Genomic DNA, 24,043 nt, shown 5'->3' on the forward strand with positions numbered 1-24,043 from the left:
CCCGCAGCAGACGTAGTACGCGATCCCGTGCGGGTCGCCGCCGGCCCGCCGGGCCAGCACCCAGCGCCCGAACCCGTCCTGCCGGGGCGGGCGGATCGTGACGCGCGCCCAGGCACAGCCGCGCTCCTCGTGGGGCGCGGCCCCGCCCTGCACGGTCTTCCACGCCTGCAGCGGCAGGGTGGTGACCAGCGCGTCCACGCGTGCGTCGGCCCCGTCGGCCGTGTGCACCGTGTCGTGGGCCCTGAGCGGCAGCACGTACGGGATGCGGGACTCCTCCATCCAGTCCCGGAGCGGCCCGTCCCGCCCGTACCCGGCGTCGGCGGTGACCCAGGAGAACGGGGCCTCCGTGTCGAGGGCGTGCTCCAGCAGCCGCCGGAAGCGCTCGGCGGAGGGGGCCGTGGGGTCGCTGGGCTGCTCCGGAAGTTCCGGATGGTCCGGCGGCGCCGGCCGCGCCCGCTGTGCCGGGGTCTTCGCGACGCGCCGTTCGTAGGCCGCCGACCAGCGCCAGACGGCCAGCGGGGCGAGGGAGACGACCAGCGCGATCGACGCCCAGGTGCGCATGGCCGCGTGGGTGTGGTTCAGGAACACCGAGGCGGTCAGCGTCGCCGCGAACACACCGGCCCACAGCAGGTGGGTGGTGAAGGTGCGCAGCCGGTCCGGGTTGGCCGTATGGCCCTTCGACGTGACGATGAACCCGGCCTTCCGCCGCAGGACCGCGCCCGTCAGGGAACGGGCGTACAGCGGCGCGGCCATCGCGGACATCGCCATCCCCACGACGCCCGAGGACCCCTGCGGCTCATGGGGGCTGACGTTGTGCCGCCGGTTCCACATGTAGAGGCCGATCTGCAGGGCCGCGGCATCGCTGTACAGCATCATCCACATCTGCGATTCGACCTGGATGCCGGACGAGCCGAGACAGAGGAACAGCGCGCAGGAGAGGCCGCCGATCATCCAGTTGACCGCGGCGATCGGGTAGTAGGTCACCATCAGCCCGTAATTGAGCACCTGACCGGGAGTGAGGCGGAAGACCGCCCGCCCGAACTGGCGGAAGAGCGATTCATAGGTCCCGCGGCTCCAGCGCAGCTGCTGGTTGAAGAAATCGCTCCAGGTGGCCGGCCCCTCGCCCACGGCCAGCACATCGGGGGTGTAGACCGAACGCCAGGGCCGGCCGGTATCGGGATTGCGCCGGCCGTGGATCTCCAGCCCGGTGGCCATGTCCTCGGTGATGGAGTCGTAGAAACCGCCGGCCTGCCGCAGGGCGCTGATCCGGACGCAGTTGTTGGTGCCGACGAACATGGGCGAGCCATAGGCGTTACCGGCGCGCTGGATCAGCGCGTGGAAGAGGAATTGCTGGCTCTCCGACGCCCGGGCGACCGTGCTCTCGTCATTCCCGTAGACCTGCGGCCCGACGACGAACGCCACATCGGGGTCCCGGAAGAAGCCCATCATGCGTTCGAGGTACGCGGGCAGCGGAACATGGTCGGTGTCGACGCCGGCCAGGAATTCATAGGCGTCGCCGTGCGCGTCCAGCCAGGAGTTGTAATTGCCGTGCTTGGTCCGCGCGCGGAACGGTCCGGACGGCTGGTTCCATTTCTCCACGCCGTGGCGGGAGAAATGCCGCACGCCCAGTTCCTCGCACAGCCGCCGCATCTCCGGGGTGTTCCCCTCGTCCAGCAGCCAGACGTCCAGCGGGCCGTCGTGCCGGAGCGCGATGGCGCCCTCCAGCGTGGCCCGGACCATCTCCACGGGCTCCTTGCCGGGGACGAAGGTGGTCAGGAACGCCACCCGGGTGCCGGACGCGGGCGTGACCGGCACCGGGTCCCGGGCGACGAGCGTGGCGTGCGCGATGGAGACCACGTTGAGTACGCGAAAGCTCTCCAGCAGGCCGATGGAGACGAGCATGACCAGGTCGGCGGCCGTCTCCCAGCCCGCCGCGTACTCGCGGTGCACCCAGTGCGGCGGCTGCATGAGCCAGATGAGCAGCGCCAGCGAGGCGAGCGGCGCCCCGATGAGCAGCAGGGCCGTCCACACGCGGTGCGCGCCGCCGCCCAGCAGACTTCGGTACTGCACCCGGTAATGCGCGGGATCGGGGTGTGGTGAAGTGAGCGGACCGGCCAGCCGGCTGAATTTCTCGTAGTCGTAACGAGGTACGGGCGGCGTGTCACCGGCGGGGGAGCAAATCTTGGCTTCCGCGTCCTCCCCTTCTACTGAACGACTGGTGACCGCTACCGACGGGTGGCCACCGTGCTGATCCATGGCAGTTTTCCGCGAGAACGCCACGCTACCCCTCGTTACGCATGTAGTTAATAGGTCCAACGGGGTACTAAAACGCTAAGCTAACAAACCTTCTGTATGCCGGAGAGTTGACCGTCTCCGCGGGCCGCCCGAATGGCGGCAGGGTTGTCGGCCGCGCGGGCGCGAGTTCCTGAATTTCCGTGCGCCCGATCAGGTGAAAAAATTGTTTCTCCGCAACTTTGAGCCCGCCCGGCCCGATCAAGAGGGGGAAGGGAGACGGCAGTACGGCCGCCTCTCACGCGTTTTACGAAAGGCCAGTTGTCATGTCACGAATGGCGAAGCTCACCGCTCTCACGGCGCTCGCGGCCACTGCCGTCCTCGGTGGGGCGACGACCGCTTCCGCCCACAACGGCGGGGGCGGCGGTGGCGCCGGTGCCGCCGGCGCGGCGTCGAATTCCCCCGGTGTGGTGTCCGGCAATGTGATCCAGGTGCCGATCAGCATCCCGATCAACGCCTGCGGCAACACGGTCGACATCATTGGCCTGCTGAACCCGGCGTTCGGCAACACCTGCGTCAACGGCGGTCAGCAGAACGACCACCACAACAACAACCACCACCACAACAACTGAGACCGGGCCCGCCCGCGCCCGCTCCCGTCCGGTGTTCCCAGCCCGGCACCGGACGGGACGGGACGGGCCGGCCGCTCACTCCAGCCGGCCGAAGCGGCGGGCGGCCCACGCCAGCCCGGCCGCGCCCAGCAGGGCCAGGGCGAGCACTTCGAGGAGGGCGGGGGGCCGCCAGTCCGCCCAATGGACGCCGGTGGTGGTGAGGGAGCCGGGGACGTACCGCTCGATACAGCGGCGCAGTACGTCGACCGCGTAGGCCAACGGATTGACGGCCGTCAACTGGGTGAGCCAGCCGGGCAGCGCGGTCAGCGGGAAGAAGGCCCCCGAGAGGAACAGCAGCGGCATCAGGGCCAGGCCGAGCAGCGTGTGGAAGGACTCGACGCTGCGGATGCCGATGGCCAGCGCCGACGTCAGGGCGGTGAGCACGAACGCGGTCAGCGCCAGCGTGGCCAGCAGCGAGACGAACAGCAGGGGGCGGAAGGGCAGTCCGGCGGTGCCCGCCGCCGCGAGCAGGACCGCGCCCTGCGCCGTGGCCACCGCCGTGCCGCCCAGACACGTCCCGTACAGCAGACTGGAACGGCGTACAGGGGCCATCAGGGTCTCGCGGAGGTAGCCGCTCTCCCGGTCGGTGATGAGGCGCATTCCCACGGTCACCGCGGGCGTCTGCACGGTCATCACCAGAATGCCGGGGAACAGGTAGGTGCGGTAGTCGCCGCCGACCGCCGTCGAGGGGATCACGGCGGCCAGGCCGCCGCCGAGGAGCACCAGGAACAGCAGGGGCTGCACCAGCATCACCACGGTCTGCAATGGCTGGCCGAGCATGCGCAGCAGGTCGCGGAGGACCAGGGCGTGCACGGCGCGCAGTTCGCGCAGCAGGCCGCCCGGCGGAGCGGCGGCGCCGGTCGTCACGGACGGTTCCCGTCGCCGCCGAGGAGGGTACCCGGAGGGGTAATGCGCCGTCCGGTGTGGTGGAAGAAGACGTCGTCCAAGGTGGGTTCCGTGAGGGAGACGGCGTGTACGGGGACGCCGCGGGCGGCCAGCGCGGCGCACAGCCGGGGGATCTGCCGGGGGCCCGCCGCCACTGCGACGGTCAGCCCCTCGGGCGCGGTGACCGGCCGCAGGCCGAGGTCCTCGCGCAGGGCGGCCGCCGCCGCGGCGTCGTCGGCGGTGCGTACGCGCAGGCGGTCGTCGCCGATCGCGGCTTTCAGCGCCGCGGGCGTGCCTTCGGCGACGACGCGGCCGCGGTCGAGGATGGCGATGCGGTCGCAGTGTTCGGCCTCGTCCAGGTAATGCGTGGTGACGAAGACGGTGGTGTTCCGGAGGGCGCGGAGCCGCGCAAGGTGGTCCCAGATCTGGGCCCGGGAGTGCGGATCGAGGCCGACGGTGGGCTCGTCGAGGAAAAGTACTCCCGGTTCGTGCAGCAGGGCGCGGGCGATCTCCAGGCGGCGGCGCAAGCCACCGGAGAGCGTGCGGACGCGGTGCCGGCGACGCTCGGTCAGTTCCGTCAAGTCCAGGAGCGTGGTGCTGCGCGCCCGGGACCGCGCGCGGGGCAGGCCGTACAGGCGAGCGTGCAAGTAGAGATTGCGTTCGAGGCTCAGGTCCGGATCCATGGCGCTCTGCTGGAACAGCAGGCCGACGCCGCGCCGTACTTGCTGCGGTTGGGTGCGGACGTCGGCCCCGGCCACCACGGCCTGTCCGGAGGTGGGGCGGGCCAGGGCGCACAGCATCGCGATGGTGGTGGTCTTGCCGGCGCCGTTGGGTCCGAGGAAGGCGAAGGTCTCCCCGGGACGTACGTCGAGGTCCACCCCGCGCACCGCCTCGGCACTGGGGTAACGCTTGGTCAAGCCATGGGCACAGATCGCGTACTGCCCGGCGTGACCGGCCCGGTCCCCGGTACCGGTCGCTTCCTTTTGACGTGGCACGTTTCACACCTCAGCATGAAAACGAAGGGAAAATCATCCTATAGGGGCACTCTGTCCCAAGAGCGTCCCAACACGACAGCAGAAAGAAGGTGACGACCATGCGCATCGCCTACACCGCGCCGAAGGTCGTCCGCATGGGACGAGTCGAGAAGCTGACCGGACAGCTGCGCAAGGGCACGCCCGACGTGCTCGGGCACGGCAACATCGCCTGACCGTTCGCTGCAGGGAGGCGGAGCGATGGCTCCGCCTCCCGCCATGAGGTGGTGCGATGGTGGGTGGGCAGGTTTTCCTCGAATTCCCCGGCTGCTCCGGGCGCGTCGTCGCCGGCGCGGACACGGTCGAGGGCGGTTGCGTGCCGTTCGACGCCCGGTCATCCCCGCCCGGTTCGTCAGGCAGCTACGTGCGCCAATGGGTGCCCGTCGGTACGCGCCCCGCGCGGCCCGGCCCGTGGGAGCCGCTGCCCGGCGTCTTCCTGCTGCTGGCCGGGCCATTGGGCGCCCCGCTCGCCGCGGGCCGCGCCGAGCGGCTGGTCCAGGAGGTCGCGCACGGCCGCCACGACGTACTGCGGGAACTGCCCGCGGAGCTCTCCGGCGCGGTCGTCACGGCACGGCGGACGGTCCTCTTCCGCGGAGTGTGCAGCGCCGAGCAGCTCTTCTTCCGCTCGGCGGGCGGCCGGGCACAGTGGTCGAGCGACCCGCGTGACCTGCTCGACGCCGCCCCCGAGTTCGACCGGGAGACGCTGTGGCGCGCGTGCTGCGGCGAGGACGTCTTCGTCTACCCCGGCCTGGAACGGCTGCTGCCCGGCCGGCTCGCCGTCCTGGACGGCTGGACCGCACGCACGGAGACCTTCGACCGGATCACGCCGCTGCCGCTGCCCCGCCGTACGACACTGCGTCAGTACGCCGACGCCGCCTACGAGTCGCTGCTCACCGAGACCCGGCCCTACGCGTCCGCCGGCCGCATCGGCGTGCTGCTCTCCGGAGGCGTCGACTCCGGCACCCTGCTCGCCGCGCTCACCGACCACGGCGCCGACGTCGTCGCGTACCACATGCACACCGCCGACCCGCTCGCGGACGAGTCGCCCCGGGCCCGCGAGGTGTGCCGGCGGCTGTCGGTCCCCCTGGTGACGGTGGACCCGCCGGGCGAGGACGAGTCGTACTTCCCCGAGGGGCAGGACTTCCCGTTGCCCTTCAACCACGTCTGGTTCCGCCGCCTGGACCTGACGGCCCGCCGGATCGCCGCGGACGGCGTGCGCACGGTCCTCTCCGGCATCGACGGGGACCTCATCTTCGGCCCGCTGCGGTACGGCCTGCACGACGTCGCCGTGGCCGACGCGCCGTGGCGCGAACGCGCGGCCATGGTCAACGGCCTGCTCGCCTCCCGATGGGAACTGAGCCGCATCCTCCGCAGCCTCCGCCCCGGCCGTTCCCTCTACGAGGACCCCGAAGGGACCGCCGAGACCGAGCTTGCGAGCGACTTCCTCGTCCCTGTCCCCGGCGCCGCCGACCTGCCGTACGACCCGGACTCGGCAGCCCAGGAACACACCCTCAACCTGACGGTCTGGCGGCCGTACGGCCTGCACTGCGGCAAACCGTGGGGCGGCAGGCAGCCGCGCCGGCTGGCGGCCCGGCTGCCGAACGCCTACCGGGTCATCCCGTACGCCGGGCGCACCATCGACAAACCCGTACTGCGGCTGGCCGCCGCGGCCCGCCGCGTCCCGTCCTGCGTCTGGCGCCACTACGGGCGGGACTGGCTCGCCTCGCCGGACGAGACGTGGTGCCTGCGCCACCCGGAGGCCCTCGCCGACGTGCTGGGCGGCCCCGGCGCGCGGCTGACCGCCCTGGGCGTCGTCGACCCGGAACGCCTCACGGCCGTCCTCGCCGACCCCCGCGCGCTGCGCCACAACGCCGAAAGCCTGCTGTGCACCGCCATGGTCGAGCTCTTCCTGCGCGACCTGGCCCAACGGACCGAGCCGACAGGAGAACTCCGATGCCGCTGATCCGCCTCGCCGAACAGACCGTCTTCGACCCCGCCGACGGTACGGGCGTCCTCATGGACACCACCGAGGGCGTCTACTTCGAACTGAATCCCACGGCCACCCTCATGCTCCAGGCCGCCCTCCGCTTCGAGACGGCCGACGAAGCCGTCCGCCACCTCGCGGAGGGCATCGACGCCGGCGAGAGCGAGCTCCACGAGGGCATCCGGTCGCTCGCCGCCCAACTGGCGGAGAGCCGCCTCATCGAACCCACCGGCGCCGGCGCCGACACGGCCTCGTGAACAACCGGGCCACCGCGGACTGGGCCTTCCTGCTGTGGGGCGCCGACGCGGCCGGACCCGTGCCCCGTACGTCCCGGCGGGCCCGGCTGACCGCCGCCGTGCGCACGGCGCAGGCGCTGCGGACGCTGCGGCGCGCGGGCTGGGGAGCCGCCCAGTCCTGCCTGCGGGACGCGCGGGCGGCACCGCGCGCCCACCGCGAGCTGCCCGACGACGCGGCCATCCGCGTCGCCCGCCGTGAACTGCCCCGCTGCCAGCTCGTCGTACGGCTCACCGAACCCGACGCGCTGTGCCTGGCCCGGTCGTTCGCCCTGGCCGTCTACCTGTCCGCACTCGGCGTCCCGGCCGAGACCGTCGTCGCCCGGCAGCGGACGTCGATCGGCGCGCGGTTCGCCTTCCACTCCTGGACCGAACTGCACGGCGAGGTGCTCAACGACATCCCGGGCGTGCGGAGCGGTCACACCGTACTCCAACGGGTCCGGTGCGCCGCCCTGTCGCCCGGTACGTCATAGCGCTCCGGCGCCCTCAGCGCTGCCGCAGTACCTCCGGGTTGGCGCAGTGCGCCAGCGGCTCGCCGCGCAGGAAGCGGCCCACCTCGCCCGCCACGATCCGGGCCGCCTTGTGGGCGACGCCCTGGCTGCCGCCCGCGATGTGCGGGGTGAGGACCACACCGGGGGCCGTCAGCAGGGGCGAACCGGCGGGGACCGGCTCCTCGGGGAAGACGTCGAAGCCGGCGGCGGAGAGCCGCCCGGTGGCGAGCGCGTCGCACGCCGCGTCGTAGTCGAGCAGCGCGCCACGGGCGCAGTTGACCAGTACGGCCCCCTCCGGCAGCAGGTCGAGCTGCTTCCGGCCGATCATGCCGGTGGTCTCCTCGGTGACCCGCGCGTGCAGCGAGACGATGCGGGAGCGGGTGAGCAGCTCCTCCAGGGACACCTGCTCGGCGATCCCCGCGAGCCGCCCGGGATCGGCGTACGGGTCGTGGACCAGCACCGTCGCGCCCAGCGCGAGCAGTACCTTGGCGACCCGGCTGCCGACGGCGCCGAACCCGACCAGGCCGACGGTGGCGCCGTCGATCTCGATGCCGCAGTTGTCGTAGTCGAAGTAGTCGCCGCGCCAGACGCCGCGCCGCAGGTCGGTGTGGACGTCGCCGAGGCCGCGCGCCGCGGCGAGGATCAGCGCCAGGGTGTGCTCGGCGGTGGCCACCGCGTTGCGGCCGGGCGCGTAGCAGACGGCGACGCCGTGCCGGGTGGCCGCGTCCAGGTTGGCGTTGACGGGGCCGCCGCGGCTGGCGCAGAAGAGCTCCAGGTCCGGGCAGTTGGCGAGGATGCGCTCGGTGAGCGGGGCCAGTTGGGTGACGCAGACGCGGGCGCCCTGCAGCGCCTCGATCATCTCGTCCTCGGTGCCGGACGCCTCCCGCACCTCGGCGATCGGGCCGAACGGGGTGTGCGGCCAGGGCAGCAGCAGTTCGCGGACCTCGGCGGCGCCGCCGGTCGCGGCGTCGACCTGTTCGGTGAGCAGGCGGGGCAGGACGAAGTGGTCGCCTGCGGCCAGGACGGTGGTGGGCATGGGGTTCTGTACTCCCTGGTGCGGTGCGGGTCAGGACGGGGACGGGACGGTGGGGGCGTTCAGCCGGAGCAGGGACGCCTGCCCCTTGTGGAGGCGGAGTTCGGTCAGGGCGCCGTTCTCCAGCGCGGGGAAGACCGTGCGGTACGTACCGAGCGGGATGCCGAGCTCGTGGCAGAGCAGCAGCCGGACGAGGGTGGAGTGCGCGACGACGAGCACCCGGCCGTCCGGCATTTCCCCGGCGAGGTCGGCGAGGCAGTCGGCGGCCCGCGCGGCGGCCCGCTCCGGGTCCTCGCCGCCGGGCAGATGGTGGGTGACGGGGTCGGCGAGGAACGCTTCCAGCCGTTCGGGGAACACCTCGCGCATCTCGGTGCGGGTGAGTCCGTCGCCGCGGCCGAAGTCGACCTCCAGGAGGCGCTCGTCGACGCGCGGCGCGAGGCCGAGGGCGCGTGCGGCCGGCTCGGCGGTGAGCCGGGCCCGGGACAGCGGGGAGCAGACCACCGCGTCGATGTCGGCCCCGGCGGCCCACGCCGCGAGCTCGGCGGCCTGTGCGTGGCCCCGTTCGGTGAGGGCGACGTCGGTGCGTCCGGCGTAGCGGTTCTCCGCGTGCCAGACGGTCTCGCCGTGGCGTACCAGGAGGAAGTCGGTCACTGCTGGGCCTTTCTGAGGGCGTGCTCGGCCACTTCGGGCGCGAGCCAGCCGCGGTCGTTCAGCGCCGCCACGAATGCCGCGTAGGTGGGGAGGAAGCGGGCGGTGCGCTCGGGGTCGGGGTGGTGTGCGGTACGGACGCGGACCATCGCGGCGGCGGCCTCGGTGAGCGGGGTGCCGTCGGCGGTGGCCGCGAGCACGGCCATGCCGAGGGCGCCCTCGGCCTGTTCGGGCAGGGTGACGGTCCGGCCGAGGACGTCGGCGCGCAGCTGGTTCCAGTACGCGTTGCGGGTGCCGCCGCCGGTGAGGGTGAGCGGGCCGTCGACGGGGGCGCCGAGGCGGCCCAAGTAGTCGAAGCAGAGCCGTTCGAGGCAGGCGACGCCGAGCAGGTGGGCGTGGAAGCGCTCCGCCTCGTCCGCCGGGTCGCCCAGCACGAACGGGCGGGCATCCGGCGTACGGAAGGGGAAGCGCTCGCCGCCGGAGCCGGCGAGGGGGTACGCGACGGGGTCGTGCCCCCGGCCCGCCGCGGACTCTCCGTACCGGACGGCCCGTTCGGTCAGCTCCGCCAGGTCGGCGCCGGGGAACTCGCGGGTCAGCGCGCCCGCGCCGCTGCTGGACGCGGCGCCGGGCAGCCAGGTGTCGCCGGGGCCGCGGTGGCAGTAGACGAGGCCGCCGGGGTCGCGGACCAGGCGCGTGCTGACGCCCTTGAGGACGAGCGTCGTGCCGAGTACGGAGTTCCACGCACCGGGGGCGAGCGCACCGGCCCCGATCTGGGCGGCGCAGCCGTCCGTCATGCCCGCGACGATCTCCACGCCCTCGGGGATGCCGGTCGCGCGCGCCGCGTCGGAGCACACTGTGCCGAGCACGGTACCGGGGCGCACCACCTCTGGTAGCAGCGCTCCGGGCACGCCGAGCGCGGCCAGTTCCTTCTCCGGCCAGCCCTCCGCGAGGAGGTGGTAGCCCGTCTTGAGGGCGTGGCTGGCGTCGCTCGCGACCTGATGGCCCGCCAGCCGCCAGGTGACCAGGTCGACCTGGTGCAGCAGCCGGGTGCCGGGCGCGGTGGCGGCCGCCGAGTGCTCCAGCAGCCACACCAGCTTCGGCAGCGCCCAGGAGGGCTGCATGGCGCGGTAGCCCAGCTCCTCCCAGACCGCGGCGCCGGCCTCGTTGACCCGTACGGCCTGCGCGGCGGCCCGCCCGTCGTCGTACATCAGGCCCGGGGTGAGCGGGGTGCCGTCCGCGCCCGCGAGCAGGATCGTGCCGGACGTGCCGTCGAGCGCGAGGGCGGTCACGCGCGCCGGATCGATGTCCGCGAGCGCTTCGCGGCAGGCAGCGGCGAGCGCGTGCCACCACTCCTCGGGGTCCTGCTCGTGCCGCTCGCCGGCCCGGCTGCTGCGCAGCGGCCGGGAGGCGGCGGCGAGCACCCGGCCGCCGGCGTCCACGGCGACGGCGCGGGCGCTCTGGGTGCCCAGGTCGAGGCCGAGCCGTACGGGGTCGGGATGGCGGGCCATCTCAGCGGCGTGGCGGGCCATCTCAGATCTCCTCCTTCGGGCTGCCCGGCTGCCAGCCGGCCTCGCGGGCCAGCGCACGCCAGGAGAGGAAGGCGGCGTACCGGTCGGTGTAGAGCGCGGCGCGCTCCGGGTCGGGCTCCCAGGCGGGGCCCATGTGGACGTACTTGTCGGCGGCGCGGTGCATGCTCGACTCGGCGCCGGTGAGCACGAGCCCGGTGAGGAAGGCGCCCTTCGCGCCGAGTTCGGTGTCCGTGGAGCGGGTGGTGGGCACGCCCGTGACGTCCGCGATCAGCCCGCACCACGCGTCGCTCCGCGCGCCGCCGCCGCACAGCCGCAGCTCGCTGACCTCCGTACGGGAGGCGGTGAGCGCGTCGCGCAGGGTGAGCGAGAGCCCTTCCAGCACGCCGCGGGCGATGTCGGCCCGGGAGTGCTCCAGGCTCAGGCCCCAGAAGGTGCCGCGGGCACGCGGGTCCAGGAAGGGCGCGCGTTCACCGGCGGGGGAGAGGTACGGGAGGAAGGCGAGGCCGTGCGCGCCGGGCACGGAACGGAACGCCTCGGTACACAGCTCCTCGGCCCCGGACAGCCCCAGCACCCCGGCGGTCCAGTTCAGTACCTCGGTACCGGAGAGCGTGGGGAAGGCGCGCAGCACGCGCTCCCGGCCCCGGTAGGCGATGTGGATGCCGCTCGGCTCACCGCTGGTGTCCACGGCCGTACGGACGACCTCCGCGCACAGCGTGGTGCCGAGGATCGCGCACGCCTGACCGGGGTTGACCACGCCGATGCCGCGCGCGGTGGCGGCGATGTCGTACGGGGCCATGACGACGGGCAGCCCCGCGGGCACGCCGAGCTCGGCGGCGGCAGCGCCGGTGATCTCCGCGATGCGCCGGTCGTCACCGACCACATCGGGCAGCAGCCGCTCGGCCCCGCGCAGCCCGAAGAGGTCGATGACCTGCTGGTCGTACGCGCCGGTGGCGTGGTCGAGGAAGGGTGCCGAGGCGTCCGACTCGTCGATCACCCGCTCGCCGGTGAGCCGGAGGAAGAGCCAGCCGGCGGCGGTGAGGGCCGCGTCGGAGCGGGCGAGACGCTGTGGGTCGTGGCGCGCGAACCAGGTGAGGATCGCGTTCGGCAGGCCAGCGAAGGTTAGGGAGCCGTTGCGCCGGAACGCCTCGGCCAGGACGCCGGCGCGGCCCCATTCAGTAACCGTGTCGGCGGCCCGCCCGTCGGACCACAGGACGGCCGGACCGGTCGGCCGCCCGCGCTCGTCCACCAGCCAGCAGCCATCGCCCTGGGCCGTGAAGGTGACCAGCCACACCGGCTCCGCACCCCGGTCCTGTACCGCGGCCAGTGCCTCCCGCACGGTGTGCACCACCGCGTCCCACACCGCGTCCATGTCCTGCTCGGCCCAGCTCGGGTGCGGGCGGTCGACGACGGTGGCACGCCGGGAGACGGCGACCTCGTGACCCTGGCCGTCGTAGACCACGGACTTGATCAGCGAGGTCCCGACGTCGATGGAGAGTACAGACATGCTCACAGCCCTTCGGGGGCGCCGGCGGCGGGCGCCGCGGTCGTGGTGGCCGGTACGGGGCCGGACGCGGGCTCGCCGTCCGCGGGGCCGCCGTCCGCGCGGCGGTCCCGGTCCTCGGCGGGCGTCCGCAGAAACAGGGCGAGCACCCCGCTCAGCGCGTACAGCCCGGCGAAGATCCAGATGACGCCCTGCACACCGAGCGGCCCGAGGAAGACCGCGACGAGCGCCGGCCCGACGAACGTGCTGGCCCCGGCGCCGAGGTTCAGCGCCGCCATCGCCTGGCCCTTGTGCGCGGGGGCGAGCGAGGGCATCAGCGCGGAGAGCGGCACGTACCCGGCCAGCGTCGCGCCGAACAGCCCTGCCACCAGCAGACACAGCGCGTACTGCCCGCCGAGCAGCGTCGGCACGTAGTACAGCAGCAGCGAGGTGACCGTACAGCCGGCGCCGCCGCACCAGGCGACCGTGCGCCGCCAGCCGATCCGGTCGCCGAGCACACCGAAGACCAGATTGAAGACGATGTTGACCGCGAACATCACGGACAGCAGGCGCAGCCACTGCGACAGGCTCAGCCCGATGGTCTGCGTGAAGAACGCCGGCAGACACACCAGGAAGCCGAACTCCGGCACCGTATTGATCATCCGGACGACGGCACCCATGCCGATCCGCGGATTGCGCCCGAGCAGCGCCAGACTGCCGAAGAGCGTGGCCAGCGGCCGCTCACCGGCCGGCGCCAGCCGCCGGAAACCGGTCCGCTCACGGACCAGCAGCAGCGCGATCAGCCCGCCCAGGACGACCAGACCGAGCGAGAACCACAGCGTCCGGTACGCGCCGATCTGCGGAATGAGGAAGCTCGCGACGAGCGACCCCAGCGTCGGCAGCCCGCCGGTGAAGGCGAACCAGAACCACCCGACGGCCGTCCCGAGCCGCTTCTCGGGCGCCGTCGCCGCGATCCACACCAGGAAGCCGAACGCGAAGAGCGGATAGCCGATGCCGCGCAGGCCGTAACTGAGGAGCAGCAGCGGATAGTTCATCGAGGGCACCGCGATCGCCAGCATGAGCACCTGGAAGCCGACCCAGGCACCGAACCCCGCCATCATCACCCGGCGCGGACCCCACAGGTCCGACAGCGCGCCGGAGAGCCACGCGGCGACGGACGCGGTGACGCCGTAGACGGTGAACAGCATCGCCACCCGCTGCGCGGAAAGGCCCTCCTGCACCAGATACGGCGAGAGATACCCGGACTCGACACCGTCACCGATCATGAACACGAGGACACCGAGGAATCCCCAGGCGAGCCCGCGGGGAATGCCGAGCCGGTCGGTCCAGACCGGCCGTTGGGTACGCGGCGGCCCGGTCGGCCCGGGAGGAGTACTGGCCACGAGGCACCTCTTCCAGTTCCAGTGATTCGGGCCGCCGCGCCCCTGACCGGCGCGGCCGGGCCCTTCTGGAACCGATGCAACGCGGGCCGCGCCGAGCCGGTCAACGCCCGCCGGACCACCTCTCGCGGGCCGGCCCGGCCGCCGCGTGAAAACCGCCGGCGGCGGACCCCGCTACGGCGGGCTTAACATGGCGGCAACGCGGCGTGAGCTCGGCATTTCCACGCTGACCTGGGACAGCGCAGCAGCCCCGCCGTGTGAGATCCGCGTGAAGTTAACGAGAGGTTCCCGCAGTGACCGAGGACGACGGCGGCACACCGGGCGGCAGCGCGAGACGGGAGGACATCCAGAACGCACGGCGGCAGCGCATCCGCGAGCAGGTCGCCGCCGAGGGCTTCGTCCGCACCGCCGCGCTCGCCGAGGAGTACGCGGTCAGCATCATGACCATCCACCGCGACCTGGACGTCCTCCAGGCGCAGGGCTGGCTGCGCAAGGTGCGGGGCGGCGCCTCCTCCCTCCCCTCCCTGCTCTTCCACGGCGACCTCAACGAACGCATGGCCGCCATGAACACCACCAAGCGCCGGCTCGCCCGCGCCGCGCTGCGGCTGCTCACCCCCGGCCAGACCGTCATGATCGACGAGTCCACCACCTGCCTCGCCCTGGCCCAGCACCTCACCGAACGCGGCCCGCTCACCGTCATCAGCAACTTCCTGCCGGTCATCAAGCTGCTGGCGGGCGAGCCCGGCATCACCCTCCTCGCGCTGGGCGGCGCCTACTACCCGGCGTACGACGCGTTCCTCGGACCGCACACCGCCGACTCGGTCCGCTCCTTCCGCGCGGACATCCTGTTCATGTCCACCACGGCCGTCACCGGCGACACCTGCTACCACCAGTCGCAGGAGACGGTGCAGGTCAAACGGGCACTGATGGACCGCGCCGCGCGCCGCGTGCTGCTGGTGGACCACACCAAGTTCGCCCGCAGGGGCGTCTACGCCCTCGCCCCGCTCACCGACTTCGACACCGTCCTCGTCGACGATGCCCTGCCCGTCGCCGAACTGCGCCGGCTCCGGGACCTGGGGGTTTCGGTGATCACGGTCGGCGGCGGCGCGTAAGACACATGGGCTGGTCAGCCCGAGAAGCCCGGCAGTCGGCCCGGCTCGGTGAACGAGTACGGGGCCCAGGGGCCGGTGAGTTCGATGCGCAGCGCGGGGGAGCGGGCGGCCAGTCCGCCGACCGTCTCGGCGAAGGCGCCGGCCGCCTCCCGCGGCACGAGATAGGCGCTGTCGAGGAGGTTCCGGCCGTGCGGATACGGGGCCCGGGCGATGGGGGAGGTCCAGTAGGCGGAGGTGGCGCAGGCAGCGGCGGCGCCGGGCGGCGCGCCGGCCGGGCAGGCGTCCTGCGGGGAGTACACGCAGGAGCACTCGGCGACGTCCGCCAGCGTGTGGTGGGCCGCGCGGGCCAGCCCGTCCGTGGGCTCGCCGGCGCAGTCCGCCACGGGTCCGGCGCCGACGGGCACGGCCTCCTCGTCCTGGGCGTACGCCTTCACGCCCCACTCCAGCCGCCCGTCCAGCCGCGCGAGCAGCCGACGGTACAGGTCGGTCCGTGCCGCGAGCGTGCGGCGCACCTCCTGCACGTCGCGGTGGACCGTGCCGAGACGGGTCGGGAGCACGCAGACAGCGGCGGCGGCCGCGTCCACGACTCTGCGGTGGGCGTCGGCGGTGGCCTGCAGGGACGCGTCGCCGACGGCCGGCTCCCCGGGCGGGCCGCCGGCGCCGGGCGGCTCGGAGGCGCTGCCCGTGGCCGAGGCCAGCGCGGCCAGTGGGCCCTCCGGCACCGCGAAGACGGCGGCGTCACCGACGCCGGTGAGCCCCGGGCGCGGCCGGAAACCTCTGCGGACGATGCCATAGACATACAGCGGGCCCTCCGGGGGGTCGTCTGGGGGACCTGCCATCGGACGCCTGGTCACCGCCACTGCCCTCTCCTTCGCCGACCTGAGTGCATGCGCTCTTGCGTTCGATTTCCTATCTGCACGGGTACCGGGGTCCCGGCCCGGCAAACCCGGCCAAGGGCGCGAAGGCGCGATCCGGCCGAGGACGGACTAGCCTGCAAAGAAGAGGTTTCCGCTCAAAATGGGGTAGCCGGACAACAGGGATCAGGGGGACGGGGGAGAGCGGCGGGACCCGAGCGAGCCGAGGGAGGCGGCAGGCATGCAGCACATCGGCGGACGTTGGCGGTGGCGGCGGGGACCGCTGCGCCGCCGCTGGGACGTGGTGGACGCCTGGCTCGGCCTCCTGACGACCCTGGCGCTGCTCCTGGCGGTACCAGTAGTGGGTTTCTCCGTCGGCCTGGCCACCTACGGCTCGCAGCTCTCCGAACGCGCCGAACAGCTCGCGGAACGCCGGGCGTTGACCGGCCGCCTGCTGGAGTCCGTACCCTCCGACCCGTCCGCCACCGGCTTCGCCCCCGGGACTGCTCAGGTGCCCGCCGAGGCCCGCTGGACCGCGCCCGACGGCCGGCGGCACACCACGACGGTGCAGGTCGACCCCGGTACGCGCAAGGGCGCCGCGGTCACGGTCTGGACCGACCCCGAAGGCCGCCCCGCCCAGCCTCCCATGACCACCGCTCAGGCGGCGGACGACGGCGTCGCCGCCGGCCTCGGTACCGGCATGGCCCTCGGCCTGTCCGTCCTGGCCGTCCGCTGGGCCGGCCGCCGCTACCTGGACCACGTACGCCTCGCGGGCTGGGAACGCGAGTGGGCCCAGATAGGGCCGCGGTGGGGGCGCCACCACATCTGAGCGACCGCCCGGCTCCGGAACCGAGCGGCCACCCGGCTCCGGCCTCCGGCCCGGCTCGACGGGCTGCTGCCCGGCTCTGGCCCGCGCCGCATTCTCTGACTAAAGTCAGAGAATGACGCAGAGGGCGGCGGCCGCAGGCGCAAAGGCCGCGGACGCGACACAGACCGAGCAGATCGACCAGGTACGGCGCTTCAACCGCACCGTCACCGAACGCGTGGGCGTGCTCCACGACCACTACCTGGGCCGCGACCGACCCATCGGCGAGGCCCGGCTGCTCTGGGAGATCGGCGAGCGGGGCCAGGACGTCCGCCGGCTGCGCGAGCGCCTCGGACTCGACTCCGGATACGTCAGCCGGCTGCTGCGCTCCCTGGAGGCCGAGGGCCTGGTGAGCGTGGAGCCGCAGCCCCGGGACAGGCGCGTGCGCACCGCCCGGCTGACCGCGGCGGGCCGCGAAGAGCGCGCCGTCCTCGACGGCCGCAGCGACGAGCTGGCCGGCTCCCTGCTGGCGCCGCTCAACACCGCGCAGCGCGCCCGGCTGGTCGCCGCCATGGCCGAGGTCGACCGGCTGCTGACCGCCGCGACGGTCACGCTGGACCCCGTCGACCCGGACCATCCCGACGCCCGGCACTGCCTGCGGGCCTACTCCGCCGAGCTGCGGGAACGCTTCGAGACGGGCTTCGACCCCGCGCTGAGCCTGCTGCCCGACCCGGGCGAACTCCGCCCGCCGCACGGCCTGTTCCTGGTCGCCCGGCTGCACGGCGAACCGGTCGGCTGCGCCGGCCTGAAGCTGCCGCCCGGCGCCCCGGCCGAGATCAAACGCATGTGGGTCGCGCCGCACGCCCGGCGTCTCGGCCTCGGCCGCCGGTTCCTCGCCGAACTGGAGGAGCGGGCCGCCCGGCACGGCCGCGACGTACTGCGCCTGGACACCAACAAGGCACTGGACGCGGCGCTCGGACTGTACCGCTCAGCCGGCTTCCAGGAGGTCCCCGCCTTCAACGACGAGCCGTACGCACACCACTGGTTCGAGAAACGGATCACCGGTCCGCTGCCGGAGTGACACCGGCCCGGCGGGACGTCATGTGCGGACAGCGGGCGCCGCGCCGGAGGAAGGGGGCGGGGAAGGCGAGGCCGGTCTCCTCGGCCATCGCCGCGAAGAACCGGCGGCCGTCGGCGGTCTGCCGGGAGGTGTACCAGCGGTACTCCAGGGCCGGGGCGAGCGCACGGTGCAGCGCCTCGCGGGCCAGGCCCCGGCCCCGCCAGCGCTCGGCCACGGCGATGTTGCGGACGTAGCCGCGCCGGCACGCGTGGCACAGCTGGTACTCCAGCCGCCCCACGACCCGCCCCGCCGCTTCCTGCATCACGACCGCCCGCCGCCCGGCCGGCACGACGGGCCCGGCCGGCCGGAAGACGACGGCGGCGGCGTCCGGCACGGGACCGCCGCGCGGCACCGGGGGCTTCCGTAACCGCGCCCGCCGCGCGGGCACTCGTGGTGCCGCCATGCGTTCCTCCCGCCCGGGGCGCGGCGCCCGGGACCATTCCCGGTCACCCGCACCGCCTTCGACAGGCTTGCAGAGTACGCGCGTCCACGGGCGGCCGGGGCGGTGTTGCTGGGGGTGGGGCGCGGGGGCGCGGGGCGTGGGGGTGCCGGCGTTGTCAGGGGCGGTTGGGGCAACGGCGTTGTCAGTACCCCCCGGTACTGTGTTGAGAAGGGGACCTCGTGACACCCCCATGGGGGAAGAGGGGGAGGAAACGGTACGCCGCTGGCGCACCGGCGCACCCGGAGAACCGGCGCGCAGGTGCACGGGCGCGCAGGCGCACACGCGGGAGGAAAGGGAGTCGATGGCCGAGCTCGGGCTGCGGGATACCCATGGGATCCTGGACCGGCCGTGGGTTCGGCCGGAGCGGACCAGTGCGGGGCTGGGCTGGGAGCATCTCTACCTCTCCAGTCAGCGGGAACTGCCGTACCGGGACGCGTTCGACGGGGCGCGCAGTCATCTGCTGATCCTGCACCTGAACGGCCCGGTCACGGTCAGCCGCGGGCGGCGCGGCCTCACCGACGCCCGGCGCATCCCGCCCGGCGGGCTCTTCCTGCACCCGGCCGACACCGAACTGGACGTCGAGCTGGGCGGCCGGCTGGACACCGTGCACGTCTATCTGGCGGACGAGGCGCTGCAGGCGGCGGCCGGGGACGCCGGCGGGCGCCGGGTGCGGCTCGTCGAGGAGTTCGGCGTCACCGATCCATTGCTGGAGCAGCTGGTCCGCGCCCTGGAAGGGGTCGTACGCGACTGGGAGCCGGGCGCCGTGACGTACGCGGACCAGCTCGCCACGATGATCGCCGGGCAGCTCGCCCGGCACCACAGCATCCACCGTCCGGCCCCGCCCACCGCTCGCGGCCTGACCGAGCGCCAGTTCGCCGCCGTGCGCGAGCTGCTGGACACCCGGCTGGCGGAACCGCTGCCGCTCGCCGACCTCGCGGCCGCCGCCCACCTGAGCGTCAGCCAGTTCGCGCGCGGCTTCAAGGCGCGCACCGGACTGCCGCCGCACCGGTACCTCATGCGGCTGCGCGTGGAGCAGGCGGTCCGGCTGCTGCGCACCACCACCATGCCGATCAGCGAGGTCGCGGCGCGCTGCGGCTTCTCGCACCAGGAGCATCTGACGCGGGTGCTGCGGGCGCGGCTGGGCACGACACCGGGGGCGCTGCGGCGCGGCGAGTGAGGCGCTCCCCGCCGCTGTCCGTATGAATGCGTCTTTCGTGCAGCCGCGACAGCGGGATCGTGCAGGAGCGCGCGCGTACGTGGGCGGGATACTCAGCTCTCATGCGCGCATTCACCTACTCCAGCCACGCCGCCCGGGTGGTCTTCGGCGCCGGGACGCTGAGCCGCCTGCCCGAGGAAGTGGCCCGTCTGGGCGCCACTCGCGTCCTCGTCCTCACCACGCCGGGCCGGACGGACCTGGCCCGCCGGACCCGGGAGATCCTGGGTACCGCGGCGGCCGGCGAGTTCACCGGCGCGGCGATGCACACCCCCGTCGACGTCACCGAGCGGGCCGTCGCCGTCGCCCGCGAGCTGGCCGCCGACTGTGTGGTGGCGGTGGGCGGCGGCTCGACGACAGGGCTGGCCAAGGCGGTGGCGCTACGGACCGGACTGCCGCAGGTCGTGGTCCCCACCACCTACGCCGGGTCCGAGGTCACACCCGTACTGGGGGAGACCGAGAACGGTGTGAAGACCACTCGCTCGGCGCCGGAGATCCGGCCCGGGACCGTTCTGTACGACGTCGACCTCACTCTCGGACTGCCGGTACCCGTCTCCGTCACCAGCGGCATCAACGCGCTGGCGCACGCGGTCGAGGCGCTGTACGCGCCGGAGACCGACCCGGTGACGGATCAACTAGCGCTGCGGGCAATTGAGTTGCTGGCCGGTGCGCTGCCCCGGATCGTCGCGGACCCCGCCGACCGGGAGGCCCGCGCCGACGCGTTGGAGGCCGCCTGGCTGGCCGGCACCTGCCTCGGCAGCGTCGGCATGGGACTGCACCACAAGCTGTGCCACACCCTCGGCGGCTCCTTCGGTCTGCCGCACGCCCCCACGCACACCGTCGTGCTCCCGTACGCCATGGCCTACAACGCACCCGCCGCGCCCGACGCCATGCGCCGCATCGCCCGCGCCCTCGGTGCCGCCGACGCGCCCACCGCCGTACACGATCTGATCCGGCGCCTCGGCGCACCGACGAGCCTGGCCGAACTCGGTCTGGTGGAAGGCGACTTGGCGCGTGCTGTCGAGCTCGCCACCGCCACGCCGTACCCCAACCCCCGCGAGGTCACCGCGGACGGCATCGCGCACCTCCTCGCCGATGCCTTCGCGGGCCGCCGCCCGGCCCCCGCGAGTCCCCTCGCCGACTCCCTCCACACCCTCGAACAGCAGGTCGTCGCAGGCTTCGAGGGGGCGCCCGACGCCCGCGTACGGCAGCTGCTGACCGACCTCACCCGCCGGCTGCACGGCTTCGTCGCCGACAACGACCTCACCGACGCCGAGTGGCGGTACGCGATCGACTTCCTGACCAGGACCGGGCAGCAGTGTTCGGACACGCGCCAGGAGTTCATCCTGCTCTCCGACACCCTCGGCATCTCCAGCGCGGTGGATCTGCTCACCAACTCCCGTACGGCAGAGAGCACTCCGTCCGCGGTCCTCGGTCCGTTCTACGTCGAGGGCCCGCCGCCGCTGCCCGACGGCGCCGACCTCGCCGAGGGGCTGCCGGGCACCCCGATGTACGCCTCCGTGCGGATCACCGACCTGGAGGGGAAGCCGCTGGCCGGGGCCGTGGCCGATGTCTGGCAGTCCAACGAGGACGGGTACTACGACGTCCAGCTGCCCGACCTCGACGCGCCTCAGCTGCGGGCCCGCTTCCGCGCGGACGACGAGGGCCGCATTCGTTTCCGTTCCATCCTGCCCTCGGAGTACCCGATCCCCGACGACGGGCCGGTGGGGCAGATGCTCACCGCGGTCGGCCGGCATCCCTACCGCGCTCCGCACATCCACTTCATGATCAGCGCGCCGGGCCGGCGCACGCTCGTCACCCAGCTCTTCGTCGCGGGCGGCGCGTACATCGACGCCGACTGCGTCTTCGGCGTCAAGGACGCGCTGGTCATCGACTTCCCCGAGCACCACGGCCCGATGCCCGACGGCCACTCCACGGACGGCCCCTGGCGCTCCCTCGACTACACCTTCCGCCTCGCCCCCGAAGCCCCCTCCGGAGACCGGTAGATGAGCCACCCCACCACCCACGACGCTGCTTACGACACCGACGTACTCGTCGTCGGCAGCGGGCCCGCCGGCGGCAGCGCCGCGCTGCTGCTCGCCACGTACGGCATACGCACCACGCTGGTCAGCAAGTACGGCTGGACCGCCAACACGCCCCGCGCGCACATCACCAACCAGCGCACCCTGGAGGTGCTGCGCGACCTCGGCATCGAGGAGCAGGCGCTGGCCGCCGGCACCCCGCAGCACCTGATGGGCGACACCGTGCTGTGCACCGCCCTCACCGGCGAGGAGATCGGCCGCATCCGTACCTGGGGCACCGGCGACGACCGGCTCACCGAGTACACCGCCGCCAGCCCCTGCCCGATGACCGACCTGCCGCAGACCTACCTCGAGCCGATCCTGGTGAGCAACGCGGCGGCGCGCGGCGCCAAGGTCCGTTTCGACACCGAGTTCCTCCGGCTGGAGGAGGACGAGGACGGTGTCACCGCCCACCTTCGTGACCGGTTGCGGGGCGATGACTTCACCATTCGTGCGCGCTACCTGATCGGTGCGGACGGCGCGCGCAGTCGCGTCGCCGAGCAGGCGGGGCTGCCGATCGCCGGGCAGGAGGGCAAGGCCGGCAGCATGAACATCGTCTTCCGGGCCGACCTCAGCGCGCACGTCGCCCACCGCCCCAGTGTCCTGTACTGGGTCATGCGCCCCGGCGCCGAGACCGGCGGCATCGGCATGGGCCTGGTCCGGATGGTCCGGCCCTGGAACGAGTGGCTGCTGACCTGGGGTTACGACATCGACGAGGCGCCGCCGGAGATCGATGAGGCGGAGGCCCGGCGGCTCGTCCATGACCTCGTCGGCGATGAGTCGATCGATGTCGAGATCACCTCGACCTCGCTGTGGACCGTCAACCACACCTACGCCACCCGCTACTCCACCGGCCGGGTGTTCTGCGCCGGGGATGCCGTGCACCGCCACCCGCCGTCCAACGGCCTCGGTTCCAACACCTCGGTCCAGGACGCCCACAACCTCGCCTGGAAGCTGGCGATGGTGGTGCGCGGGGAGGCGGGCGAGGGCCTGCTCGACACGTACACCGCCGAACGCGCCCCTGTTGGCAAACAGATCGTCGATCGTGCCAACCTCAGCCGCGACCAGTTCGGCCCGATCTTCCGGGCGTTGGGCATCGGCGGTGGGGCCGACGACGAGGGCATCGCGAGCGCGCTGGCCGCCTGCCGGGCGCCGGACGCGGAGGGCGCGCGGCGGCGGCGCGAGCTGGACGCGGCGATCGAGCTGAAGAACTACGAGTTCAACGCGCACGGTGTGGAGCTGAACCAGCGGTACGCCTCCGCCGCCGTGCTCGACGACGGCAGTCCGGCCGAGGAGTGGCCGCGCGACCGGGAGCTGTACCACCAGCCGAGCACCCGGCCCGGCGCGAAGCTGCCGCACGCCTGGCTGACCGACGCGCACGGCCGCCGCGTCTCCACCCTCGACCTTGTCGGCAAGGGCAGGTTCACGCTGGTCACCGGCTTGTCAGGGGTGGCGTGGGAGGCGGCGGCCGAAGCCTGCGCCGCGGACCTCGGCGTTCCGCTGGACACCGTACGCATCGGCTCGGACGCCGCCCGGGACGCGTACGGCGACTGGCGGCGCCGCCGCGAAACCGACGAGTCGGGCTGCCTGCTGGTCCGCCCGGACGGCTATGTTGCATGGCGCCGTGACACGGCACCGGACACCGCGGAGGCGGCCGCCGCCGAGCTGCGGAAGGCGCTGGAGGCGGTACTCCAGCGTTGAGGCGGTACTCCAGCGTTGAGGCGGTACTCCAGCGTTGAGGCGGTACTCCAGCGTTCAGGAAACGTCGTTCAGGAGGACGCCGGCGGGAACGGCACCACGGCCGTTCCCGTCCCGGCGTCGTCGTAGATGACGTGCGTGCTCGCCGAGCCGCAGCTGAGCACCAGCAGGCCGATGGCGCAGACCACGGCCACCACCGTCAGCACCAGGATGCCGAGCAGCGCCTTGCGGCGGTAGGCCCGGCGGCGCCAGTCCGCCTGGCCCTTGCGGTACGCCTGCGGTGGCGCGGACACCGAGGAGGCGACGTCGTCCAGGGCCCGGCGCAGCCACTCCTCGGACCCGTCCGGCACCGCTTCGGTACCCACCTCGTCCGTCACCTGGCGGCCTTCCTCAGCGCGTACTTCAGCTTCGTCATCGCACGGGCCGTGTGCGACTTCACGGCGCCGGTGGAGATCCCCATCGTCTCACTGATCTCCGACTCCTTCAGATCCAGCCAGTATTTCAGGACGAGGGCCTGGCGCTGCCGGGCGCTCAGCGTCTGCAGGGCCGTCAGCAGCGCGCGGTGGTCGTCCTGCAGCAGCACCTGGTGCTCGGCGGAGAGGACGTGTTCGTCGACCTCGCGGTAGGCGTGCCGGCGGGCGACGCGCAGATGACGGATGCGCATCCGCGTCAGGTTGCAGACGATGGAGCGCAGATAGCCGGCCGCCGCGTCCGGTGTCTTCAACTTGGGCCAGCGGCGGTGCAGTTGGTAGAAGGCTTCGGAGACCACGTCCTCGGCGTCCCCGTCCGCGCCCAGCAGCACGGCCAGCCGCAGGAGTTGGGTGTAGTGCGTGTCGAAGAGGTGGGCGATGGCCGCCTGCCGGTCGGCGTCCCGCAGGTCGAGGGTCAGGGGCGCGGCACGGTCCGGCGGGGCGCACCCGGGTCCGGGGCCGCCGGGCGGGGGCGGGCCGACCAGGGTGCCGCGCGGTGGGCAGGGCGGCGAGGGCGGTGAGAGCGGCGAGAGCGGCGATGGCTGCATGGCGATGCGTCCTTGGACGGTCT

21 protein-coding genes and 1 pseudogene are annotated in these 24,043 nt (G+C 73.2%); 10 read left to right on the forward strand and 12 right to left on the reverse strand.

Annotated elements, in window-relative coordinates; all coding sequences use genetic code 11:
* Positions 1-384: 384 nt before the first annotated feature.
* A pseudogene (locus tag ACIGXO_RS25440) lies at positions 385-2,181 on the reverse strand (glycosyltransferase family 2 protein); the annotation flags it as partial.
* Positions 2,182-2,567: 386 nt separating this feature from the next.
* On the opposite strand from ACIGXO_RS25440, the gene ACIGXO_RS25445 reads away from it, so the two are divergent.
* Positions 2,568-2,864 (forward strand): chaplin, encoded by a 297-nt coding sequence (locus tag ACIGXO_RS25445; protein ID WP_399791180.1) that lies wholly within the window; start codon positions 2,568-2,570, stop codon positions 2,862-2,864.
* A 75-nt stretch (positions 2,865-2,939) separates the two neighbouring features.
* Here ACIGXO_RS25445 and ACIGXO_RS25450 read toward each other — a convergent pair whose 3' ends face one another.
* Both ACIGXO_RS25450 and ACIGXO_RS25455 read right to left on the reverse strand, forming a co-directional pair.
* On the reverse strand, positions 2,940-3,770 hold the full coding sequence (locus ACIGXO_RS25450; RefSeq protein ID WP_399791183.1) for an ABC transporter permease: 831 nt from the start codon (positions 3,768-3,770) through the stop codon (positions 2,940-2,942).
* Entirely contained in the window at positions 3,767-4,783 is a 1,017-nt protein-coding gene (locus ACIGXO_RS25455) for an ATP-binding cassette domain-containing protein (RefSeq protein ID WP_399791186.1), read from the reverse strand. Before ACIGXO_RS25455 ends, ACIGXO_RS25450 begins: the two co-directional genes overlap by 4 nt.
* Before the next feature lie 268 nt (positions 4,784-5,051).
* On the opposite strand from ACIGXO_RS25455, the gene ACIGXO_RS25460 reads away from it, so the two are divergent.
* From ACIGXO_RS25460 to ACIGXO_RS25470, 3 genes are read left to right on the forward strand one after another with little or no spacing between them, the layout of a single operon-like run.
* The gene (locus ACIGXO_RS25460; protein ID WP_399791189.1) at positions 5,052-6,782 is read left to right on the forward strand and encodes an asparagine synthase-related protein; all 1,731 of its coding nucleotides are present in this window, start codon (positions 5,052-5,054) and stop codon (positions 6,780-6,782) included.
* Positions 6,773-7,060, forward strand: coding sequence for a PqqD family protein (locus ACIGXO_RS25465; protein ID WP_399791192.1), 288 nt, complete (start codon positions 6,773-6,775; stop codon positions 7,058-7,060). The genes ACIGXO_RS25460 and ACIGXO_RS25465 overlap by 10 nt, the downstream gene beginning before the upstream one ends.
* Positions 7,057-7,569 carry a lasso peptide biosynthesis protein gene (locus ACIGXO_RS25470; RefSeq protein ID WP_399791195.1) on the forward strand — a complete coding sequence of 171 codons (513 nt, stop codon included), beginning with the start codon at positions 7,057-7,059 and terminating at the stop codon, positions 7,567-7,569. The genes ACIGXO_RS25465 and ACIGXO_RS25470 overlap by 4 nt, the downstream gene beginning before the upstream one ends.
* A gap of 13 nt (positions 7,570-7,582) precedes the next feature.
* Here the strand turns inward: ACIGXO_RS25470 and ACIGXO_RS25475 are convergent, their stop codons facing one another.
* The 5 genes from ACIGXO_RS25475 to ACIGXO_RS25495 are packed head-to-tail and all read right to left on the reverse strand — an operon-like array spanning position 7,583 to position 13,680.
* Positions 7,583-8,623, reverse strand: coding sequence for a 2-hydroxyacid dehydrogenase (locus ACIGXO_RS25475; protein WP_399791198.1), 1,041 nt, complete (start codon positions 8,621-8,623; stop codon positions 7,583-7,585).
* A 30-nt stretch (positions 8,624-8,653) separates the two neighbouring features.
* The gene (locus tag ACIGXO_RS25480) at positions 8,654-9,271 is read right to left on the reverse strand and encodes a histidine phosphatase family protein (RefSeq protein ID WP_399791201.1); all 618 of its coding nucleotides are present in this window, start codon (positions 9,269-9,271) and stop codon (positions 8,654-8,656) included.
* Positions 9,268-10,797, reverse strand: a complete 1,530-nt coding sequence (locus ACIGXO_RS25485; RefSeq protein ID WP_399791204.1) for an FGGY-family carbohydrate kinase — start codon at positions 10,795-10,797, stop codon at positions 9,268-9,270. Before ACIGXO_RS25485 ends, ACIGXO_RS25480 begins: the two co-directional genes overlap by 4 nt.
* Position 10,798: 1 nt before the next feature.
* Positions 10,799-12,301, reverse strand: coding sequence for an FGGY family carbohydrate kinase (locus ACIGXO_RS25490; RefSeq protein WP_399791207.1), 1,503 nt, complete (start codon positions 12,299-12,301; stop codon positions 10,799-10,801).
* A gap of 2 nt (positions 12,302-12,303) precedes the next feature.
* On the reverse strand, positions 12,304-13,680 hold the full coding sequence (locus tag ACIGXO_RS25495; protein ID WP_399791210.1) for an MFS transporter: 1,377 nt from the start codon (positions 13,678-13,680) through the stop codon (positions 12,304-12,306).
* A gap of 290 nt (positions 13,681-13,970) precedes the next feature.
* Here ACIGXO_RS25495 and ACIGXO_RS25500 point away from each other — a divergent pair, with 290 nt between their 5' ends.
* Positions 13,971-14,789 (forward strand): DeoR/GlpR family DNA-binding transcription regulator, encoded by an 819-nt coding sequence (locus tag ACIGXO_RS25500; RefSeq protein ID WP_399791213.1) that lies wholly within the window; start codon positions 13,971-13,973, stop codon positions 14,787-14,789.
* A gap of 14 nt (positions 14,790-14,803) precedes the next feature.
* On the opposite strand, the gene ACIGXO_RS25505 is transcribed toward ACIGXO_RS25500, so the two are convergent.
* The gene (locus ACIGXO_RS25505) at positions 14,804-15,628 is read right to left on the reverse strand and encodes a GvpL/GvpF family gas vesicle protein (RefSeq protein WP_399791216.1); all 825 of its coding nucleotides are present in this window, start codon (positions 15,626-15,628) and stop codon (positions 14,804-14,806) included.
* Positions 15,629-15,884: 256 nt separating this feature from the next.
* On the opposite strand from ACIGXO_RS25505, the gene ACIGXO_RS25510 reads away from it, so the two are divergent.
* Positions 15,885-16,472 carry a hypothetical protein gene (locus tag ACIGXO_RS25510; RefSeq protein WP_399791219.1) on the forward strand — a complete coding sequence of 196 codons (588 nt, stop codon included), beginning with the start codon at positions 15,885-15,887 and terminating at the stop codon, positions 16,470-16,472.
* 112 nt (positions 16,473-16,584) lie between these two features.
* A complete protein-coding gene (locus tag ACIGXO_RS25515) occupies positions 16,585-17,529 on the forward strand; it encodes a GNAT family N-acetyltransferase (protein WP_399791222.1) in 945 nt (314 codons plus the stop codon).
* On the opposite strand, the gene ACIGXO_RS25520 is transcribed toward ACIGXO_RS25515, so the two are convergent.
* A complete protein-coding gene (locus tag ACIGXO_RS25520) occupies positions 17,507-17,971 on the reverse strand; it encodes a GNAT family N-acetyltransferase (RefSeq protein WP_399791225.1) in 465 nt (154 codons plus the stop codon). The two genes, ACIGXO_RS25515 and ACIGXO_RS25520, sit on opposite strands and share 23 nt — an antisense overlap.
* Positions 17,972-18,311: 340 nt before the next feature.
* Between ACIGXO_RS25520 and ACIGXO_RS25525 the strand changes: the two genes are divergently transcribed.
* From ACIGXO_RS25525 to ACIGXO_RS25535, 3 genes are all read left to right on the forward strand, one after another.
* Complete coding sequence (locus ACIGXO_RS25525; protein ID WP_399791228.1) at positions 18,312-19,187, forward strand: helix-turn-helix domain-containing protein; 876 nt, start codon at positions 18,312-18,314, stop codon at positions 19,185-19,187.
* A gap of 101 nt (positions 19,188-19,288) precedes the next feature.
* Complete coding sequence (locus ACIGXO_RS25530) at positions 19,289-21,229, forward strand: maleylacetate reductase and hydroxyquinol 1,2-dioxygenase domain-containing protein (RefSeq protein WP_399791231.1); 1,941 nt, start codon at positions 19,289-19,291, stop codon at positions 21,227-21,229.
* A complete protein-coding gene (locus tag ACIGXO_RS25535; protein WP_399791233.1) occupies positions 21,230-23,005 on the forward strand; it encodes an FAD-dependent oxidoreductase in 1,776 nt (591 codons plus the stop codon).
* Between the two features lie 68 nt (positions 23,006-23,073).
* On the opposite strand, the gene ACIGXO_RS25540 is transcribed toward ACIGXO_RS25535, so the two are convergent.
* A complete protein-coding gene (locus tag ACIGXO_RS25540; RefSeq protein WP_399791236.1) occupies positions 23,074-23,379 on the reverse strand; it encodes a hypothetical protein in 306 nt (101 codons plus the stop codon).
* Entirely contained in the window at positions 23,376-24,020 is a 645-nt protein-coding gene (locus ACIGXO_RS25545) for an RNA polymerase sigma factor (protein WP_399791240.1), read from the reverse strand. The genes ACIGXO_RS25540 and ACIGXO_RS25545 overlap by 4 nt, the downstream gene beginning before the upstream one ends.
* Positions 24,021-24,043 lie beyond the last annotated feature (23 nt).

The organism is Streptomyces sp. NPDC053542 (genome assembly GCF_044544685.1).
GTDB lineage: Bacteria > Actinomycetota > Actinomycetes > Streptomycetales > Streptomycetaceae > Streptomyces.